The 14,303-nt window shown below is 72.7% G+C and carries 14 protein-coding genes and 1 riboswitch; of the genes, 11 read left to right on the top strand and 3 right to left on the bottom strand.

Annotated features, from left to right (window positions below):
• Nucleotides 1–46: 46 nt before the first annotated feature.
• The 3 genes from VNT59_RS00410 to VNT59_RS00400 all read right to left on the bottom strand — a co-directional run bounded on the left by VNT59_RS00410 (nt 47) and on the right by VNT59_RS00400 (nt 1,822).
• The gene (locus tag VNT59_RS00410) at nt 47–862 is read right to left on the bottom strand and encodes a sulfite exporter TauE/SafE family protein (RefSeq protein WP_325495522.1); all 816 of its coding nucleotides are present in this window, start codon (nt 860–862) and stop codon (nt 47–49) included.
• A gap of 406 nt (nt 863–1,268) precedes the next feature.
• Complete coding sequence (locus VNT59_RS00405; RefSeq protein WP_325495520.1) at nt 1,269–1,610, bottom strand: cell division protein ZapA; 342 nt, start codon at nt 1,608–1,610, stop codon at nt 1,269–1,271.
• A gap of 2 nt (nt 1,611–1,612) precedes the next feature.
• Nucleotides 1,613–1,822, bottom strand: a complete 210-nt coding sequence (locus VNT59_RS00400; protein WP_325495518.1) for a DUF904 domain-containing protein — start codon at nt 1,820–1,822, stop codon at nt 1,613–1,615.
• 32 nt (nt 1,823–1,854) lie between these two features.
• Nucleotides 1,855–2,103: riboswitch (cobalamin riboswitch) on the top strand.
• Between the two features lie 79 nt (nt 2,104–2,182).
• Between VNT59_RS00400 and VNT59_RS00395 the strand changes: the two genes are divergently transcribed.
• From VNT59_RS00395 to VNT59_RS00345, 11 genes are all read left to right on the top strand, one after another.
• Nucleotides 2,183–4,117 (top strand): TonB-dependent receptor, encoded by a 1,935-nt coding sequence (locus VNT59_RS00395; RefSeq protein WP_325495516.1) that lies wholly within the window; start codon nt 2,183–2,185, stop codon nt 4,115–4,117.
• Between the two features lie 8 nt (nt 4,118–4,125).
• Nucleotides 4,126–4,941 carry an ABC transporter substrate-binding protein gene (locus tag VNT59_RS00390; RefSeq protein ID WP_325495514.1) on the top strand — a complete coding sequence of 272 codons (816 nt, stop codon included), beginning with the start codon at nt 4,126–4,128 and terminating at the stop codon, nt 4,939–4,941.
• The gene (locus VNT59_RS00385) at nt 4,934–5,821 is read left to right on the top strand and encodes a helical backbone metal receptor (protein ID WP_325495512.1); all 888 of its coding nucleotides are present in this window, start codon (nt 4,934–4,936) and stop codon (nt 5,819–5,821) included. The genes VNT59_RS00390 and VNT59_RS00385 overlap by 8 nt, the downstream gene beginning before the upstream one ends.
• The gene (locus VNT59_RS00380; RefSeq protein ID WP_325495510.1) at nt 5,818–6,813 is read left to right on the top strand and encodes an iron ABC transporter permease; all 996 of its coding nucleotides are present in this window, start codon (nt 5,818–5,820) and stop codon (nt 6,811–6,813) included. The genes VNT59_RS00385 and VNT59_RS00380 overlap by 4 nt, the downstream gene beginning before the upstream one ends.
• A complete protein-coding gene (locus VNT59_RS00375) occupies nt 6,810–7,631 on the top strand; it encodes an ABC transporter ATP-binding protein (protein WP_325495508.1) in 822 nt (273 codons plus the stop codon). Before VNT59_RS00380 ends, VNT59_RS00375 begins: the two co-directional genes overlap by 4 nt.
• Nucleotides 7,628–8,236: a hypothetical protein gene (locus VNT59_RS00370; protein ID WP_325495506.1), complete on the top strand. Its 609-nt coding sequence runs from the start codon at nt 7,628–7,630 to the stop codon at nt 8,234–8,236. Before VNT59_RS00375 ends, VNT59_RS00370 begins: the two co-directional genes overlap by 4 nt.
• A 76-nt stretch (nt 8,237–8,312) precedes the next feature.
• Nucleotides 8,313–8,750, top strand: coding sequence for a universal stress protein (locus VNT59_RS00365; protein ID WP_325495504.1), 438 nt, complete (start codon nt 8,313–8,315; stop codon nt 8,748–8,750).
• A gap of 13 nt (nt 8,751–8,763) precedes the next feature.
• The gene (locus VNT59_RS00360; protein ID WP_325495502.1) at nt 8,764–9,417 is read left to right on the top strand and encodes a class I SAM-dependent methyltransferase; all 654 of its coding nucleotides are present in this window, start codon (nt 8,764–8,766) and stop codon (nt 9,415–9,417) included.
• Nucleotides 9,418–9,473: 56 nt separating this feature from the next.
• Nucleotides 9,474–11,129 (top strand): alkaline phosphatase family protein, encoded by a 1,656-nt coding sequence (locus VNT59_RS00355; RefSeq protein WP_325495500.1) that lies wholly within the window; start codon nt 9,474–9,476, stop codon nt 11,127–11,129.
• Nucleotides 11,130–11,391: 262 nt separating this feature from the next.
• Nucleotides 11,392–12,819, top strand: a complete 1,428-nt coding sequence (locus VNT59_RS00350; protein WP_325495498.1) for an efflux RND transporter periplasmic adaptor subunit — start codon at nt 11,392–11,394, stop codon at nt 12,817–12,819.
• Between the two features lie 52 nt (nt 12,820–12,871).
• Nucleotides 12,872–14,303 (top strand): efflux RND transporter permease subunit (locus tag VNT59_RS00345; protein ID WP_325495496.1); only part of this gene is annotated, 1,432 nt, incomplete at its 3' end.

Raw genomic sequence — 14,303 nt, 5'->3', positions numbered from 1 at the left:
CCGACGCAGGAAAGGGCGCGCCGCGGCGCGCCCTTTGCTTTTCGGCTTAGCTCGTGATGCCCTTGAACAGCATGTACACCGCCAGCAGGTACAGCACGCTGGCGAACACCTTCTTCAGCTTGGCGACCGGCAGCGAATGGGCCGCCTTGGCGCCCATCGGCGCCGTCAGCACGCTGCCCAGCGCGATGATCACCAGGCCGGGCAGCCAGATGTAGCCGAAGGAAGCGGGCGGCAGGTTCTGCGCCGACTGGCCGCTGACGATGTAGCCGATGACGTTGGTGAGCGCGATCGGGAAGCCCAGCGCCGCCGAGGTCGCCACGGCGTTGTGCATCGGCACGTTGCACCAGGCCATGAACGGCACGCTGATGAAGCCGCCGCCGGCGCCGACCAGCCCCGAGAGGAAACCGATGAAGCCGCCGGCGCCCAGCCGGCCCGCGCCCGTGGGCATCGCGCGCGAGGGCTTGGGCTTCTTGTTGCGGAACATCTGCGTCGCCGAGAACGCGACGAAGACGCCGAACACCAGCGCCAGCCACGAGCCCTTGAGCAGCGCGAACACGCCCAGGCTGGCGATCATGCCGCCGACGATGATGCCGGGGGCCAGGCCGCGCACCAGGTCCCAGCGCACCGCGCCGCGCTGGTGGTGCGCGCGCACGCTGGAAATCGAGGTGAAGATGATGGTGGCCATCGAGGTGGCGATCGCCATCTTGACCGCCAGCCCCGGGGCCACGCCCTGGTGCGACAGGATCAAGGTGATGAAGGGGACCATCACCATGCCGCCGCCGATGCCGAGCAGGCCGGCGAGAAAGCCCGTGCCGATGCCGAGCAGGACGAGTTCGAAAATGAGGAGAGGTTCGAGGGACATGTTTGTTCTTGCCCCGCGAGGAGCGGGGTTGCGCCGATTGTGCAGCAAGCGCAACTCCGCGAAAGAGGTGTCTGCAAGTGCCACCGGGCCGGCAGCCTGAACCGGGGTTCAGGTGGGCGAGGTCAGCTTGGCGTTGGGTTCATCTGACGCGAGACGATCACGCTCACCAAGCGATGATTCCAAGCCCGTGCTCGAAGAGCATTGGTTCAAGGACATGAAAGCCCGGCATGCACCGCAGACAAGTTCATTGTATGGGCATGTCCGCGCCAATCGTGTCGGCCGACGCCCAATACCTCGGCTGCCGACATGAAAAAAAAAGCGCTGCTTGACATCGGTCCGGAACCTGCGCACTCGACAGTACCGGCCGCGGCGCGATGGCGAGGGGGCCGCGCGCGCCGCTGCCGCCTCAGAGCAGGCGGCCGTCCTGGCGCAGCGCGCGGTCGAGGCGTTCCAGCAGATTGCCCAGGCGCGCGTCGGCGCCGTTGCCCGGGCCGGCCAGGCCGGCGCTGGTGAGGTCGGCGGACGCGATCGGTGTCGGCGGCGCCGCGCCGCGCGCGCTGGCGTCGAAGGCGAGGTTGAGGGCCGCCAGCACCGCGATGCGGTCGCGCGCCTTCACCTTGCCGGCATCGCGGATCTTGCACATCGCCGCGTCGACTTTTTCCACCGCCTCCAGCATGCGCTGCTCGCCGCCGTCGGGACAGCCGAGCAGGTAGCTCTGGCCCATGATCTGGACTTCCAGCTGCTTCATGGTCAGGCGGCGTTCTTGATGTCGGGGAGCCGTTCGAGCAGCGCCTCGACGCGGGCCCGGGCCGCCGACAGCCGCGACTTCAGCGAGTCGCGTTCCTGGGTGAGCACTTCCAGCTGCTGCGACAGCAGGGCGTTGGTGCGCTGCAGCTCCTCGTAGCGCACGAGCAGGCGCTCGACGCGTTCGGCAATCTGCTCGATCTGGGCAGCACTCATGGGGGAATTGTAGGGTTTTGTGACAGCGGCAGCCGTAAAATGGAATCGTTGGTGCTCGCGGTGTGGTTCACATGCCGCAGTTCAACGGGAAGCAGGGCGCTCCGCGCCGTTCTCACGGTTCGAGCCAACCTGCGCTGCCCCCGCAACGGTAAGCGGATGAATTCCCGCCAGGGAATTCCGTCCCGTCATGCAAGCCACTGGACGCGTGCGAACAGCGCGTCTGGGAAGGCGACGGGAACAGACCCGCCAGCCCGGATACCGGCCAACACGGTGGCTGCGCCGTCCGCGAGGACGCGCGGCTGGATGGCCCACTGTACCGGCGGGGAAGCTGGTCCGGGTATTGAATCGTTTCGACTTCTCATGACTGCATCGAGTTTTCTCCCGCGCGCGGCCTTCGTGCTGGCGCTGGCCGCGTCCTCCTCCTTCACCGCGGCCCAGACGCCGGTCACATTGCCCGGCATCGTCGTCAGCGCGCCACGCTTCGACGAACTGGCGGCGCCCCTGCCGTTCGGCGTCAGCGTGATCGGCGCCGACCAGATCCGCGCCAGCGGCGCCACCACCGTGAACGAGGCGCTGATGCGCCTGCTGGGTGTGGTGGGCCGGCAGGATTTCTACGGCGGCGGCGAATACAGCCTGGACCTGCGCGGCTTCGGCGCCGCCGCCGACACCAACCAGGTGGTGATCGTCGACGGCGTGCGGGTGAGCGAGGCCGACCTCGGCGGCACGCGGGTCGCCGGCATCCCGATCGAATCGGTGGAGCGCATCGAGGTGCTGCGCGGCAGCGGCGCGGTGCTGTACGGCGAAGGCGCCACCGGCGGCGTGATCGTGATCACCACCAGGAGCGGCGCCGGCACGGAGCGCCGCAGCGGCGGCTCGGTCTACGCCGGCGCCGGCAGCCGCGGCCTGCGCGACCTGCGGGCCAGCGCCACGCTGGCGACCGGCTCGTTCGCCCTCGACGCGACGGCGCAACGACGCGACAGCGACAACCATCGCGACAACTTCCGCTCGGCGGCGGACGCAGCCTCGGTGGCCGGGCAGTGGTCGGGCGAGCGCGGACGCATCGGCCTGCGGCTGGCGCGCGACGATCTCGACACCGGCCTGCCCGGCGCGCTCAGCGCGGCGCAGTACGCGGCCAATCCGCGCCAGACCACGACGCCGAACGACCACGCCAGCATCCGCAACAGCCGCGCCAGCGTGTTCGGCGAAACCAGCGCCGGCGGCTGGCAGCTGGCCGCCGACGTGGGCACGCGGCGCAAGGAGCTGCGCAGCATCAACACCGGCTTTCCGTTCGACTACGACACCGACGCCGACACGCTCTCGCTGCGCGCGCGCCACGAAGGCAAGCTGGCCGGCGTCGCCAACATCCTGGTGGTCGGCACCGACCACGGCCGCTGGTCGCGCGACGTGCTGGGTGCGTTCGGCTCGAGCGCCAGCCAGACCAGCCACGCGTGGTACGCCAAGGACGACGTCACGCTGGCCGGCGGCTCGCGCCTGAGCGCCGGCGCCCGCACCGAGCGGATCGCCAAGGACGCCAGCAATGCGGCCAGCGGCCTGTCCGGCCGGCTCAACGCCTGGGAGCTGGGCGCCAGCACGCCGCTCGCGCCGGGTCTCACGCTCTACGGCCGGGTGGGCCGCAGTTTCCGGCTGGCGAGCGTCGACGAATTCAGCTTCGCCGCGCCCGGCCGCGGCCTGCGGCCGCAGACGTCCCGCGACACGGAACTGGGCGCGCGCTGGCGCTACGCGTCGGGCCAGGCCGAGGTGCGCGGCTACCGCAGCGCGCTGGCCAACGAGATCGGGTTCGACCCGAACGCGCCGGGGCCGTTCGGTTTTCCCGGCTCCAACGTCAACTTCGATCCGACGCGGCGGCAGGGGCTGGAGCTCGATGCCTCGCACGCGCTGACGCGGACCGTCGCGCTGCGGGTCAACGCGGCGCTGCGCGAGGCGAAGTTCCGCGCCGGCCCGTATGCCGGCCGCGCGGTGCCGCTGGTGCCGCGCGAGAGCCTGGCGGTGCGCGCCGACTGGGCGCCGGCGGCGGCGCATCGCCTCGGCGGCGGCGTGAACTGGGTCGGCGAGCAGCACCCGGATTTCGCCAATGCCTGCAGGATCCCGGCATACACCACCGCCGACCTGCGCTATGCCTACCAATGGCAGCGGGTGGAACTGTCGCTGGCCGTCGCCAACCTGTTCGACCGTCGCTACTACACCCAGGCCTTCGCCTGCGCCGGCGGTGGCGCGACCTCGATCTATCCCGAACCGGGGCGTGCCGTGACGGCCGCCGCCCGCGTGACCTTCTGAGGCGGCCGATGCCCGAGCTCGCCCTGCCGCGCGGACCGCAGCGCATCGTCTGCCTGACCGAGGAGACCTGCGAGTGGCTGTACCTGCTCGGCGAGCAGGCGCGCATCGTCGGCATCTCGGGCTACACGGTGCGGCCGCGGCGGGCGCGCGAGGAGAAGCCGAAGGTCAGCGCCTTCACCTCGGCCCGGATCGAGAAGATCCTGGCGCTGCGGCCCGACTGCGTGTTCGGCTTCTCCGACCTGCAGGCCGACATCGCCGCGGACCTGATCCGGCACGGGGTGCAGGTCACGGTGTTCAACCAGCGCAGCGTGGCCGAGATCGGCGCTATGCTGTACCAGGTGGCGGCGATGGTCGGTCAGGAGGCGCGCGGCCTGGCGCTGCTGGAAGGGATGACCGCGCGGCTGGCCGCGATCGAGCGCGCGGCCAGCGCGCTGCCGCGACGGCCGAGGGTCTACTTCGAGGAGTGGGACCAGCCGTACATCAGCGCCATCCGCTGGGTGTCCGAGCTGCTGGGCCTGGCCGGCGGCGACGACTGCTTTCCCGAACTGGCCGCCCAGCCGCTCGGCAAAGACCGCATCGTCGCGGACGGCGCCGAGATCGTGCGGCGCAACCCCGACATCGTGATCGGCTCGTGGTGCGGCAAGAAGTTCCGGCCGCAGACGGTGGCGCAGCGGCCCGGCTGGTCGCAGGTGAACGCGGTGCGCGATGGGCAGCTGTTCGAGATCAAGTCGGCCGACATCCTGCAGCCCGGCCCCGCCGCGCTGACCGACGGCGTCGAGCAGTTGCATCGCATCGTGCTGGAGTGGAGCGAGCGCCATGGGTGAGCGGCGGCGCCTCATCGGCCGCTGGCTGCTGGCGGCCGTGCTGTGCGCGGCGGCCCTGACCGCGCCGGCGGCGCCGGTGGTCGACGACCGCGGGATCGCCGTCGACCTGGCGCGGCCGCCGCAGCGCGTGGTCACGATGCTGCCGTCGCTGGCCGAGACGGTGTGCGAGCTCGGTGCCTGCGAGCGCCTGGTCGGCGTCGACAGCTACGCCGACTGGCCGCCGGGGGTCCGCGCGCTGCCGCGCATCGGCGGCGTGGACGACGCCAACATCGAGCGCATCGTGGCGCTGCATCCCGATCTCGTGCTGCTGTCGGCGACTTCGCCGGCGCTGGCACGGCTGCAGGCGCTGGGGGTGCCGGTGTTCGGGGTCGAGCTCAAGACCCTGGCCGACGTTCGGCGCAACCTGGTGCAGGTCGGCCGGCTGCTGCAGGTGGCCGGCGCCGAGGCCGCCTGGCAGCGCATCGAAGCCGGCATCGCCCAGGCGGCGCACGAGCTGCCGCCGCGGGCCCGCGGCGCCAGCGTCTATTTCGAAATCTCCGGCGGCCCCTATGCCGCCGGCGCGGGCTCGCACATCGGCGAGCTGCTCACCCGCCTGGGCGCCGTCAACATCGTTCCGCCCGCGCTCGGCAGCGTGCCCAAGCTCAATCCCGAATTCGTCGTCCGCGCCGACCCGCAGGTGATCATGCTGGCGGCCGACGGCGAGCGCCCGCCGGCCGAGCGGCCCGGCTGGAACCGCATCCGCGCCGTGCGCGATGGCCGCGTCTGCGCGTTCACGCCGGCCGAGTCGAACGTGCTCTCGCGGCCCGGACCGCGGCTGGCGGAGGCGGCGCGGATCCTGGCGCGCTGCCTGCAGCGCAACGCGCGGGGCGGCGGGTCATGAGCACGCGAGCCTCGCGCGCACCGGCCACCGTGGCGCTGTGGCTGCTGGCCGCCAGCGCGCTGCTGGCGCTGGCTGGCGCCGCCATCGGCAGCGCCGGCTGGGAGCCGCTCTGGCCGGCCGGCGGCGAGGCCGCGCGCGCCATCGTCTGGGAGATCCGCCTGCCGCGCACGGCCGGCGCCTGGCTGGCGGGCGCGCTGCTGGGGCTGGCCGGCGCCGTGGCGCAAGGACTGTTTCGCAATCCGCTGGCCGATCCCTACCTGCTGGGCAGCGCCACCGGCGCGGCGCTCGGCGTCGCGCTGCTGCTGGTGCTGCTCGGCGTCTCGCCGCTGGCCGCCGCGAGCTGGTGGTCGCGGCTCGGGCTGTCCGGGGCGGGCTTTGCCGGCGCCGTGCTGGCCGTGCTGCTGACGCTGGTGCTGGCCAAGGGCGTGCAGCACACCTTGCGCCTGCTGCTGGCGGGCGTGGTGGTCGGCATGGTGTTCGGCGCCCTGGCGGCGCTGGTGATGTACTGGGTGCCGGACGTGATGCGGGCGATGCAGTCGTTCCTGCTCGGCACCACCGGGTTGATCGGATGGGACGGCGTGGCGCTGCTGGCCGCCGTGCTGGCGGCGAGTGTCGCGGTCGCGGTCGCGCTCAGTCGCGGTCTCGATGCCCTGGCGCTGGGCGAGAACACCGCGGCCAGCCTGGGCGTGCCGCTGGCCCCGGTGCGCACGCTGTTGATCGGCGTGATGGCGCTGGCGACCGGCGCGGCCGTGGCCCAGGTGGGGCTGATCGCCTTCGTCGGCCTGGTCGCGCCGCACCTGGCGCGCGCCGCCACCCGTGCCACCGCGCGCTGGCTGCTGCCGCTGTCGGCGCTGACCGGCGGCGTGCTGCTGCTGGCCGCCGACGTGCTCGCGCGCGGGCTGGTGGCGCCGCAGGAGCTGCCGGTGGGCGGGCTCACGGCGGTGCTGGGCGGCGGCTACCTGCTGTGGCTGATGCACCGGAGGCCGCTGTGAGCAAATTCGCCCTGGCCGCCGAGCGCCTGCGGGTGCCGCTGGGCGGCGCCGAGATCCTGCACGGCGTGAGCGTGGCGTTTCCGGCCGGCCGCTGGACCGCGATCGTCGGCCCCAACGGCGCCGGCAAGACCACGCTGCTGAAGGCGCTGGCCCACCTGCTGCCGTACCAGGGCACGGTGCGGCTGGCCGGCCGCGACGCCGCGACCTGGAGCGCGCGCGAGCGGGCCAAGCAGCTCGCCTGGCTGGGGCAGGGCGAGGGCGCAGCCAGCGACCTGCTGGCCTACGACGTCGTCATGCTGGGCCGGCTGCCGCACCAGTCCTGGTTCGGCGCGCCCGGCGCGCAGGACCGCGCGCTGGTCGAGGCCTCGATGCGCGAGACCCAGTGCTGGGACTGGCGCGGCCGCGCGCTGGCCAGCCTGTCGGGCGGCGAGCGCCAGCGGGTGCTGCTGGCGCGGGCGCTGGCCGTGGGCGCGCCCTTGCTGCTGATGGACGAACCGCTGGCCAACCTCGACCCGCCGCACCAGGCCGACTGGCTGCGCATCGTGCGCGCCCACGTCCAGCGCGGCGGCGCCGCTGTCAGCGTGCTGCACGAAACGACGATGGCGCTGCACGCCGACGAGATGCTGGTGATGAAGGCGGGGCGCGTGATGCACCAGGGGCCGTGCGCGCATCCGGCCACGCATCGCGCGCTGGAGCGGGTGTTCGACGGCCGCGTCGCGGTGCACGCGATCGCCGGTCAGTGGGTGGCGCTGCCCAACGAGTTCGTCACCGTGGACAATGCGCCGCAAACCGATGCCCGGGAGGTGCTGCGGCCATGAATGCGATGTTCACCATGACGATCCTCGGCTACCCCGGCGCCGACCTCGACGAGTTCGACGCGCTGGCGCGGGTGCCCGGCCTGCGGCTGGTCGTCGCGCGCTCGTGCGCGCAGGCGCAGGATGCCGAATGCCTGGTGCTGCCCGGCTCGGGCGCGACCGGCGCCGACCTGCGCTGGCTGCGCCGGCAGGGCCTGGACAACGCGGTCGCCCTGCACGCCCAGGCGCGCCGCCCGGTGCTGGGCCTGGGCGCCGGGCTGCACATGCTGGGCGAAGCCCTGATCGATCCGCAGGACATCGCCGGCAACGGCCCCGGCATCGGGCTGCTGCCGCTGGTCACGCAGCTGGAGCCCGCGCGCGCGCCGGCGCCGGCGCCGCTGTCGTTCGGCGCGGTGATCGGCCACTGGGCGCCGCTGGCCGGCCGCGTGGTGCCGGCGCTGGAAGTGCGGCAGGGCCGCAGCGTCAAGCATCCCGGCATGGGACCGGTGCTGGCGGTCCTCGGCGGCGGCCTGGGCTGGCAGAGCGTGGAAGGCAATGTGCTGGGGCTGGCCGTGCGCGGCCTCTTCCAGGATGCCGGCGTGCTGCAGGCGCTGTTCGGCGCCGCCTGAACGCGGGGGTTACCCCAAGTTGTAGCGGTTCGCTCCACCGTCTATGCTCGGCTGACCATCCAAGGGAGTAGCGCTCATGTACAAGCGAATCCTGCTGGCGTACGACGGCTCCGATGCCGGCCAGAAAGCCCTGCTCGACTGCCAGGACATCGCGCAGTGGAGCCAGTCGGAACTGTTCCTGATCGCCGTGATGCCGTCCGCGATGAGTTTCGTGGGCCTGGAAGGCGGTGTGTACGACATGGAACTGGAGGAGCGCGAGAAGAAGAAGCATCGCGCGGTGCTCGACGACGGCTTGCGCCGCCTGGGCCAGGCCGGTTATGCCGCCCGCGGCGAAGTGCTGGTGGGCGAGGCCGTCGACGAGATCACCAAGTACGCGCGCAAGATCGAGGCCAACCTGATCGTGGTGGGCCACAAGCACCTCGACAGCTGGGCCGCCCGCTGGTGGCGCGGCTCGATCTCCGGCGCGCTGATCGAGCACGCGCCGTGCAGCGTGCTGGTCGTCATCACGCACTGACGCCGGACTTCCCATGGGCACGCCCCTCGGGCGGCGCCGCCCCGACCCCGCCGCCGCGCTCGCCCAATACCGGCGCCGCGCGCAACGGTACGACCTCGAGCTCGCGGTCTTCGAGCCGATCCGCATCGAAGCGATCGCCGCGCTCCAGCTGCGCCCGGGCGCCACGGTGCTCGACGTCGGCTGCGGCACCGGCCTGAGCTTCGCGCCGCTGCGCGAGCGCATCGGACCGCGCGGCCACATCGTCGGCATCGAGCAGTCGCCCGACATGCTGGCCCTGGCCCTGCAACGCGTCGAGCGGCAGCACTGGCGCCACGTCGAGCTGGTCGGCGCGCCGGCCGCCGCGGCGCGTCTGCGCGGACAGGCCGACGCCGCACTGTTCCATTTCACGCACGACATCCTGCGCGACGACGCGGCCATCGCCAACGTGCTGGCGCACCTCAGGTCCGGGGCGCGGGTGGTGAGCTCGGGCCTGCAGTGGGCGCCGGCCTGGCTGTGGCCGACCAACGCCTTCGTCGCGCTGGCCGCCGTGTACTCGGTCACTTCGCTGGAGGGGCTGGCGCGGCCCTGGGACAAGCTCGCGGCCCGGTTGTCCCAGCTCGAGGTCCGCACCACCTGGGCCGGTGGCGTCTACATCGCGAGCGGCACCTACCGCGGGCCCGTCCATTGAGCCTTTCCGGGAAAGACCGGGTGCCGGCGCCGCCCGCTTGGCGTAGCCTCGGGCGGATGAACAAGTCCGTTTTGCTGCGCCTGGCCGGTGCCATCGCGCTGTCCTCCGTCCTCGCCGGCTGCGCCGTCGCGCCGAGCGCGCCCGCCCGGCCCAAGCTGGTGGTCTTCCTGGCCGTCGACGGGCTGCCGCAGCGGCAGGTGCTGGCCTACCGCGACCAGCTGGCGCCCGACGGCTTCGCCCGGTTCCTCGATCGCGGCGCCTGGTTCGCCGAGGCCCACTACGGGCACGCCGTCACCGCGACGGCGCCGGGCCATGCCACCATGCTGACCGGCGCCTATCCGCATCGCACCGGCATCATCAACAACGAGTGGCGCGACGCCGCCACCGGCGCGGCCGTCTACAACACCGGCGACACCAGCGCCAGCTACATCGGCCACAAGACCCGGCCGCTGGACGGCACCAGTCCGCGCAATCTCAAGGTCGAGACCGTCGGCGACGTGCTGCGGCGCGTCGACGCGCGCTCCAAGGTGATCGCCATCTCCGGCAAGGACCGCGGCGCCATCCTGCCCGGCGGCAAGAGCGGGGTCGCCTACATGTACATGAGCGAGACCGGCCAGTTCGCCTCCACCACCTACTACATGCAGGAGCACCCGGCGTGGGTGAAGGCGTTCCACGCCGCCAGGCCGGCCGATCGCTTCTTCAAGACCGAGTGGCGGCCGCTGCTGCCCGAGGCCGCCTATGCGCGCTCGATGCCCGACAACCAGCCGATGTACGGCCCGAAGGGCGGCAAGCTCCCGATGATGATGGGGGCGCCGGCCGACGACAAGCCGGGGCTGGCGTACTACAGCGGCCTGCTGGCCAGCCCGTTCGCCGACACGCTGGCGCTGGAATTCGCGCGGGCCGCGATCGCCGGCGAGCAGCTGGGACGCGACGATGCGCCCGACATCCTCGCGGTCAGCCTGTCCGGCCACGACTACGTCAACCACCGCTGGAGCGCCGAGTCGCGCATCTCGCACGACCACACGCTGCAGCTCGACCGGCTGTTCCAGGCCTTCTTCCGCGACCTCGACGCGATGGTCGGCCCGGACAACTACCTGGTCGTGCTCACCGCCGACCACGGCTTCATGCCGGCGCCGGAATACAGCCAGGCGCAGGGCCAGGCGGCCGGCCGCCTGTCCGCCGGCACCATGCTGGCGCGGGTGAACGCGGAACTGGAGCGCCGCTTCGGCGCGCCCAAGCTGGCGCCGTTCATCTCCGCCTCGACGGCGCTGGTGCTCGATCGCAAGGCGATCGCCGAGAAACAGCTCAATTTCGACGAGGTGGCGGAAGCCGCCCGCGCCTCGCTGCTCGCCGAGCCCGCCATTGCCGCCGCCTACACCCGGCGCGAGCTGGCAAGCGGCAGCCGGGCCGGCGCGCCGTTCTTCGGGCAGATGCGCAACACCTGGCACCAGGAGGTCTCGGGCGACGTGCAGTTCGCGCTCAAGCCGCTGTGGATGACGACCTCGTCGAGCAACTACCTGACCACGCACGGCTCGCCCCATCCCTACGACACCCACGTGCCGATCCTGGTGTATGGCCCCAGGTGGGTGAAGCCGGGCCGCATCGACACGCGGGTCGAGGTGGCGGACATCGCCCCCACCATCGCCCGCGTGCTGGGCGTGCCCGCGCCGGCGGCGGCGCAGGGGCGCCCGCTGCCGCTGGCCGCGCCCTGAGCCCCGCCCGGGGCGCGTGACGGGCCCGGGCCGGCCGGCCGCAGTTGCCGGCCGTTTGCCCGCGCTTTGCGCGGCGTTCACCTGCGCGGTTCATGCTGTGCGCCATGTTCCGCGCTCAGCCGACTTCCCGCCCGACTGCCGGATTCCACCTACAGCGCATCGCGCCGCCCGCCGATGGCTCTGCCGCAGGCCTTGCCGCACCCTTGCGGCTCCGGTACGACGGTGCGCCCGCAGGGCGTGCCCGCGGCCAGGAAGGACATTGATGGACCCCCAGCCGCCGGTGCCGCCCCCATCCGACCACGCCATCGCCGCGACCGAGCCGCGGCGCCGCGTCAGCCGCCGCGCCACGGTCATCGGCAGCGTGCTGGCCCTGGCGGTGGTGGGCGGCGTCGGCTGGCTCGCCTGGCACCTGACTCATCCGGACACGCCGGCCGTCGCCGAACGCGCGCCAGGGGGCGGCCGCGCCGGCGGCGGACCGGGCGGCGGCGCACGCGGCGGCCGCGCCGGCGGGCCGGCGACCACCGTGGGCGTCGCCACCGCGGAGCGGGTCGACATCCCGGTGGTCCTCGACGCGCTGGGCACCGTGGTGCCGCAGGCCACCGTGCGGGTGCGGCCGCAGGTGTCCGGCGTGCTGCAGCAGGTGCTGTTCAAGGAAGGCCAGATCGTGCGCAAGGGCGAACTGCTGGCGCTGATCGACCCGCGCCAGTTCGAGATGGCGGTGCAGCAGGCGACCGGGCAGCGGATGCGCGACGAGGCGCAGCTGCAGGCCGCCCGGGTGACGCTCGAGCGCTTCCGCACGCTGCTGCAGCAGGACTCGATCGCCCGCCAGGAGGTCGACACCCAGGCGGCGCTGGTCAAGCAGCTGGAGGCGGCCCTGGTGATCTCCAAGGCCAACGAGGGCACGGCGCGGCTGAACCTCGGCTACACGCGCATCGTCGCGCCGATCGCCGGCCGGGTCGGCCTGCGCACCGTGGACGTGGGCAACGTCGTGAGCAACGGCGACGCGAACGGAGTCGTCACGATCACCCGGATCTCGCCGATCGACGTCGAGTTCGCCGTGCCGCAGGACCAGGCGCCCGAGCTGCAGCGCAACGCCCGCGCCTTCATGGAAGCCAAGGCGCTGGACCGCGGCCGCGCCAACGTGCTGGACACCGGGGTGTTCGCCTCCCTGGACAACCAGGTCGATACCCAGACCGGCACGGTGCGGGCCAAGGCCCGGTTCAACAATGCCCGCGAGGCGCTGTTCCCGAGCCAGTTCGTCAACGTGCAGCTGCAGGTGCGCACCATCCGCGACGCCGTGGTGGTGCCGGTGGCCGCGCTGCGCCACGGCAGCAACGGCGACTACGTTTTCGTGCTCCAGGACGACCGCACCGTCGCCCTGCGCCCGGTCACGCGCGGCCAGGCCACCGTGGACCGGGTCCAGATCGCCAGCGGCCTGCAGGTCGGCGAGCGGGTGATCACCGAAGGGGCCGACCGCCTGCGCGACGGCTCGCGCGTGGTGCTGCCGGGCGAGGCGCCGGGGCCGGGCGGTCGCGCCGGTGGCGGCGGCCGCCGGCGCGGCGGTGCGGACGGCCCGGGCGGCACGACCGCGCCGGCCTCGGCGGCCCCGGGAACTGCTGCCGAAGGCGCGCCGCCGGCCGCTGCCGGCGCCCGCCGCCAGCGCACCGCGGCGCCGGCGACGACGCCATGAGCCGCGCCGGCGGCGCCCGCCAGCACCACGCGCCAGTGGCGCGCCCGGGCCCATGAACCCATCGCGCCCCTTCATCCTGCGCCCGGTCGCCACCTCGCTGCTGATGCTGGCGATCGTGCTGGCCGGCCTGGTCGGCTGGCGCTTCCTGCCGCTGTCGGCGCTGCCGCAGGTCGACTACCCGACGATCCAGGTGCAGACGCTGTACCCGGGCGCCAGTCCGGAAGTGATGGCCCAGACCGTCACCGCGCCGCTGGAGCGCCAGCTCGGGCAGATGCCCGGCCTGGCCCGCATGAGTTCGACCAGTGCCGCCGGGGTGTCGATCGTCACCCTGCAGTTCACGCTGGGGCTGGGGCTGGACGTCGCCGAGCAGCAGGTGCAGGCCGCCATCAACGCCGGCGGCTCGCTGCTGCCGGCCGACCTGCCGGCGCCGCCGGTCTACGCCAAGGTCAATCCGGCCGACGCGCCGGTGCTGAGCCTGGCCATCACCTCCGAGACCATGCCGCTGACCGAGGTGCAGAACATCGTCGACACCCGGCTCGCGCTGAAGATCAGCCAGGTCGGCGGCGTCGGCCTGGTGACCCTGTCCGGCGGCCAGCGGCCGGCGGTGCGCATCCAGGTCGACACGCGGGCCCTGGCCTCGTACGGGCTGACGCTGGACAACGTGCGCACGGCGATCACGGCGGCCAACGCCAACGGCGCCAAGGGCAGCATCGACGGGCCGACCCGGGCCTACACCATCAACGCCAACGACCAGCTGCTGGTGGCGGCCGACTACCGCAACCTGATCGTCGCCTACCGCAACGGCGCGCCGGTGCGGCTGGAACACGTCGCGCAGGCGGTGGAGAGCGCCGAGAACGTGAAGCTGGGGGCGTGGGCGGTGGTGGACGGGCAGCTCAAGCCCGCCGTCATCCTGAACGTGCAGCGCCAGCCCGGCGCCAACGTGATCCAGACCGTGGATGCGATCCACGACCGGCTGCCCGAGCTCACGGCCGGTCTGCCGGGCGCGCTGCACGTCGACGTGCTGAGCGACCGCACCACCGGCATCCGGGCCTCGGTCCACCATGTGCAGCTGGAGCTGGTCTTGGCGGTGGTGCTGGTGGTGCTGGTGATCTTCGCCTTCCTGCACAGCCTGCGCGCCACCATCATCGCCAGCCTGGCGGTGCCGATCTCGCTCATCGGCACCTTCGGCGCCATGTACCTGCTCGGCTACAGCCTGAACAACCTGTCGCTGATGGCGCTCACGATCTCGACCGGCTTCGTGGTCGACGACGCGATCGTGATGATCGAGAACATCGCGCGTTACGTGGAAGAAGGCGAGCCGCCGCTCGAAGCCGCGCTGAAGGGCGCCACGCAGATCGGCTTCACCATCATCTCGCTGACGGTGTCGCTGGTGGCGGTGCTGATCCCGCTGCTCTTCATGGGCGACGTGGTCGGTCGGCTGTTCCGCGAGTTCGCCGTCACGCTGGCGATCACCATCCTGATCT

It is taken from the genome of Ramlibacter sp., from assembly GCF_035554825.1.
Taxonomy (GTDB): Bacteria; Pseudomonadota; Gammaproteobacteria; order Burkholderiales; family Burkholderiaceae_C; genus Ramlibacter.
Note: the sequence above shows the minus strand (reverse complement) of the source record. Positions and strands in the feature narration are given on the sequence as shown.

Coding starts and splice junctions, on each gene's coding strand:
- VNT59_RS00405 (WP_325495520.1), bottom strand. CDS start 1,610: ATGAAGCAGCTGGAAGTCCAGATCATGGGCCAGAGCTACCTGCTCGGC.
- VNT59_RS00380 (WP_325495510.1), top strand. CDS start 5,818: ATGAGCACGCGAGCCTCGCGCGCACCGGCCACCGTGGCGCTGTGGCTG.
- VNT59_RS00365 (WP_325495504.1), top strand. CDS start 8,313: ATGTACAAGCGAATCCTGCTGGCGTACGACGGCTCCGATGCCGGCCAG.
- VNT59_RS00360 (WP_325495502.1), top strand. CDS start 8,764: ATGGGCACGCCCCTCGGGCGGCGCCGCCCCGACCCCGCCGCCGCGCTC.
- VNT59_RS00400 (WP_325495518.1), bottom strand. CDS start 1,822: ATGAGTGCTGCCCAGATCGAGCAGATTGCCGAACGCGTCGAGCGCCTG.
- VNT59_RS00350 (WP_325495498.1), top strand. CDS start 11,392: ATGGACCCCCAGCCGCCGGTGCCGCCCCCATCCGACCACGCCATCGCC.
- VNT59_RS00390 (WP_325495514.1), top strand. CDS start 4,126: ATGCCCGAGCTCGCCCTGCCGCGCGGACCGCAGCGCATCGTCTGCCTG.
- VNT59_RS00410 (WP_325495522.1), bottom strand. CDS start 862: ATGTCCCTCGAACCTCTCCTCATTTTCGAACTCGTCCTGCTCGGCATC.
- VNT59_RS00370 (WP_325495506.1), top strand. CDS start 7,628: ATGAATGCGATGTTCACCATGACGATCCTCGGCTACCCCGGCGCCGAC.
- VNT59_RS00355 (WP_325495500.1), top strand. CDS start 9,474: ATGAACAAGTCCGTTTTGCTGCGCCTGGCCGGTGCCATCGCGCTGTCC.
- VNT59_RS00395 (WP_325495516.1), top strand. CDS start 2,183: ATGACTGCATCGAGTTTTCTCCCGCGCGCGGCCTTCGTGCTGGCGCTG.
- VNT59_RS00385 (WP_325495512.1), top strand. CDS start 4,934: ATGGGTGAGCGGCGGCGCCTCATCGGCCGCTGGCTGCTGGCGGCCGTG.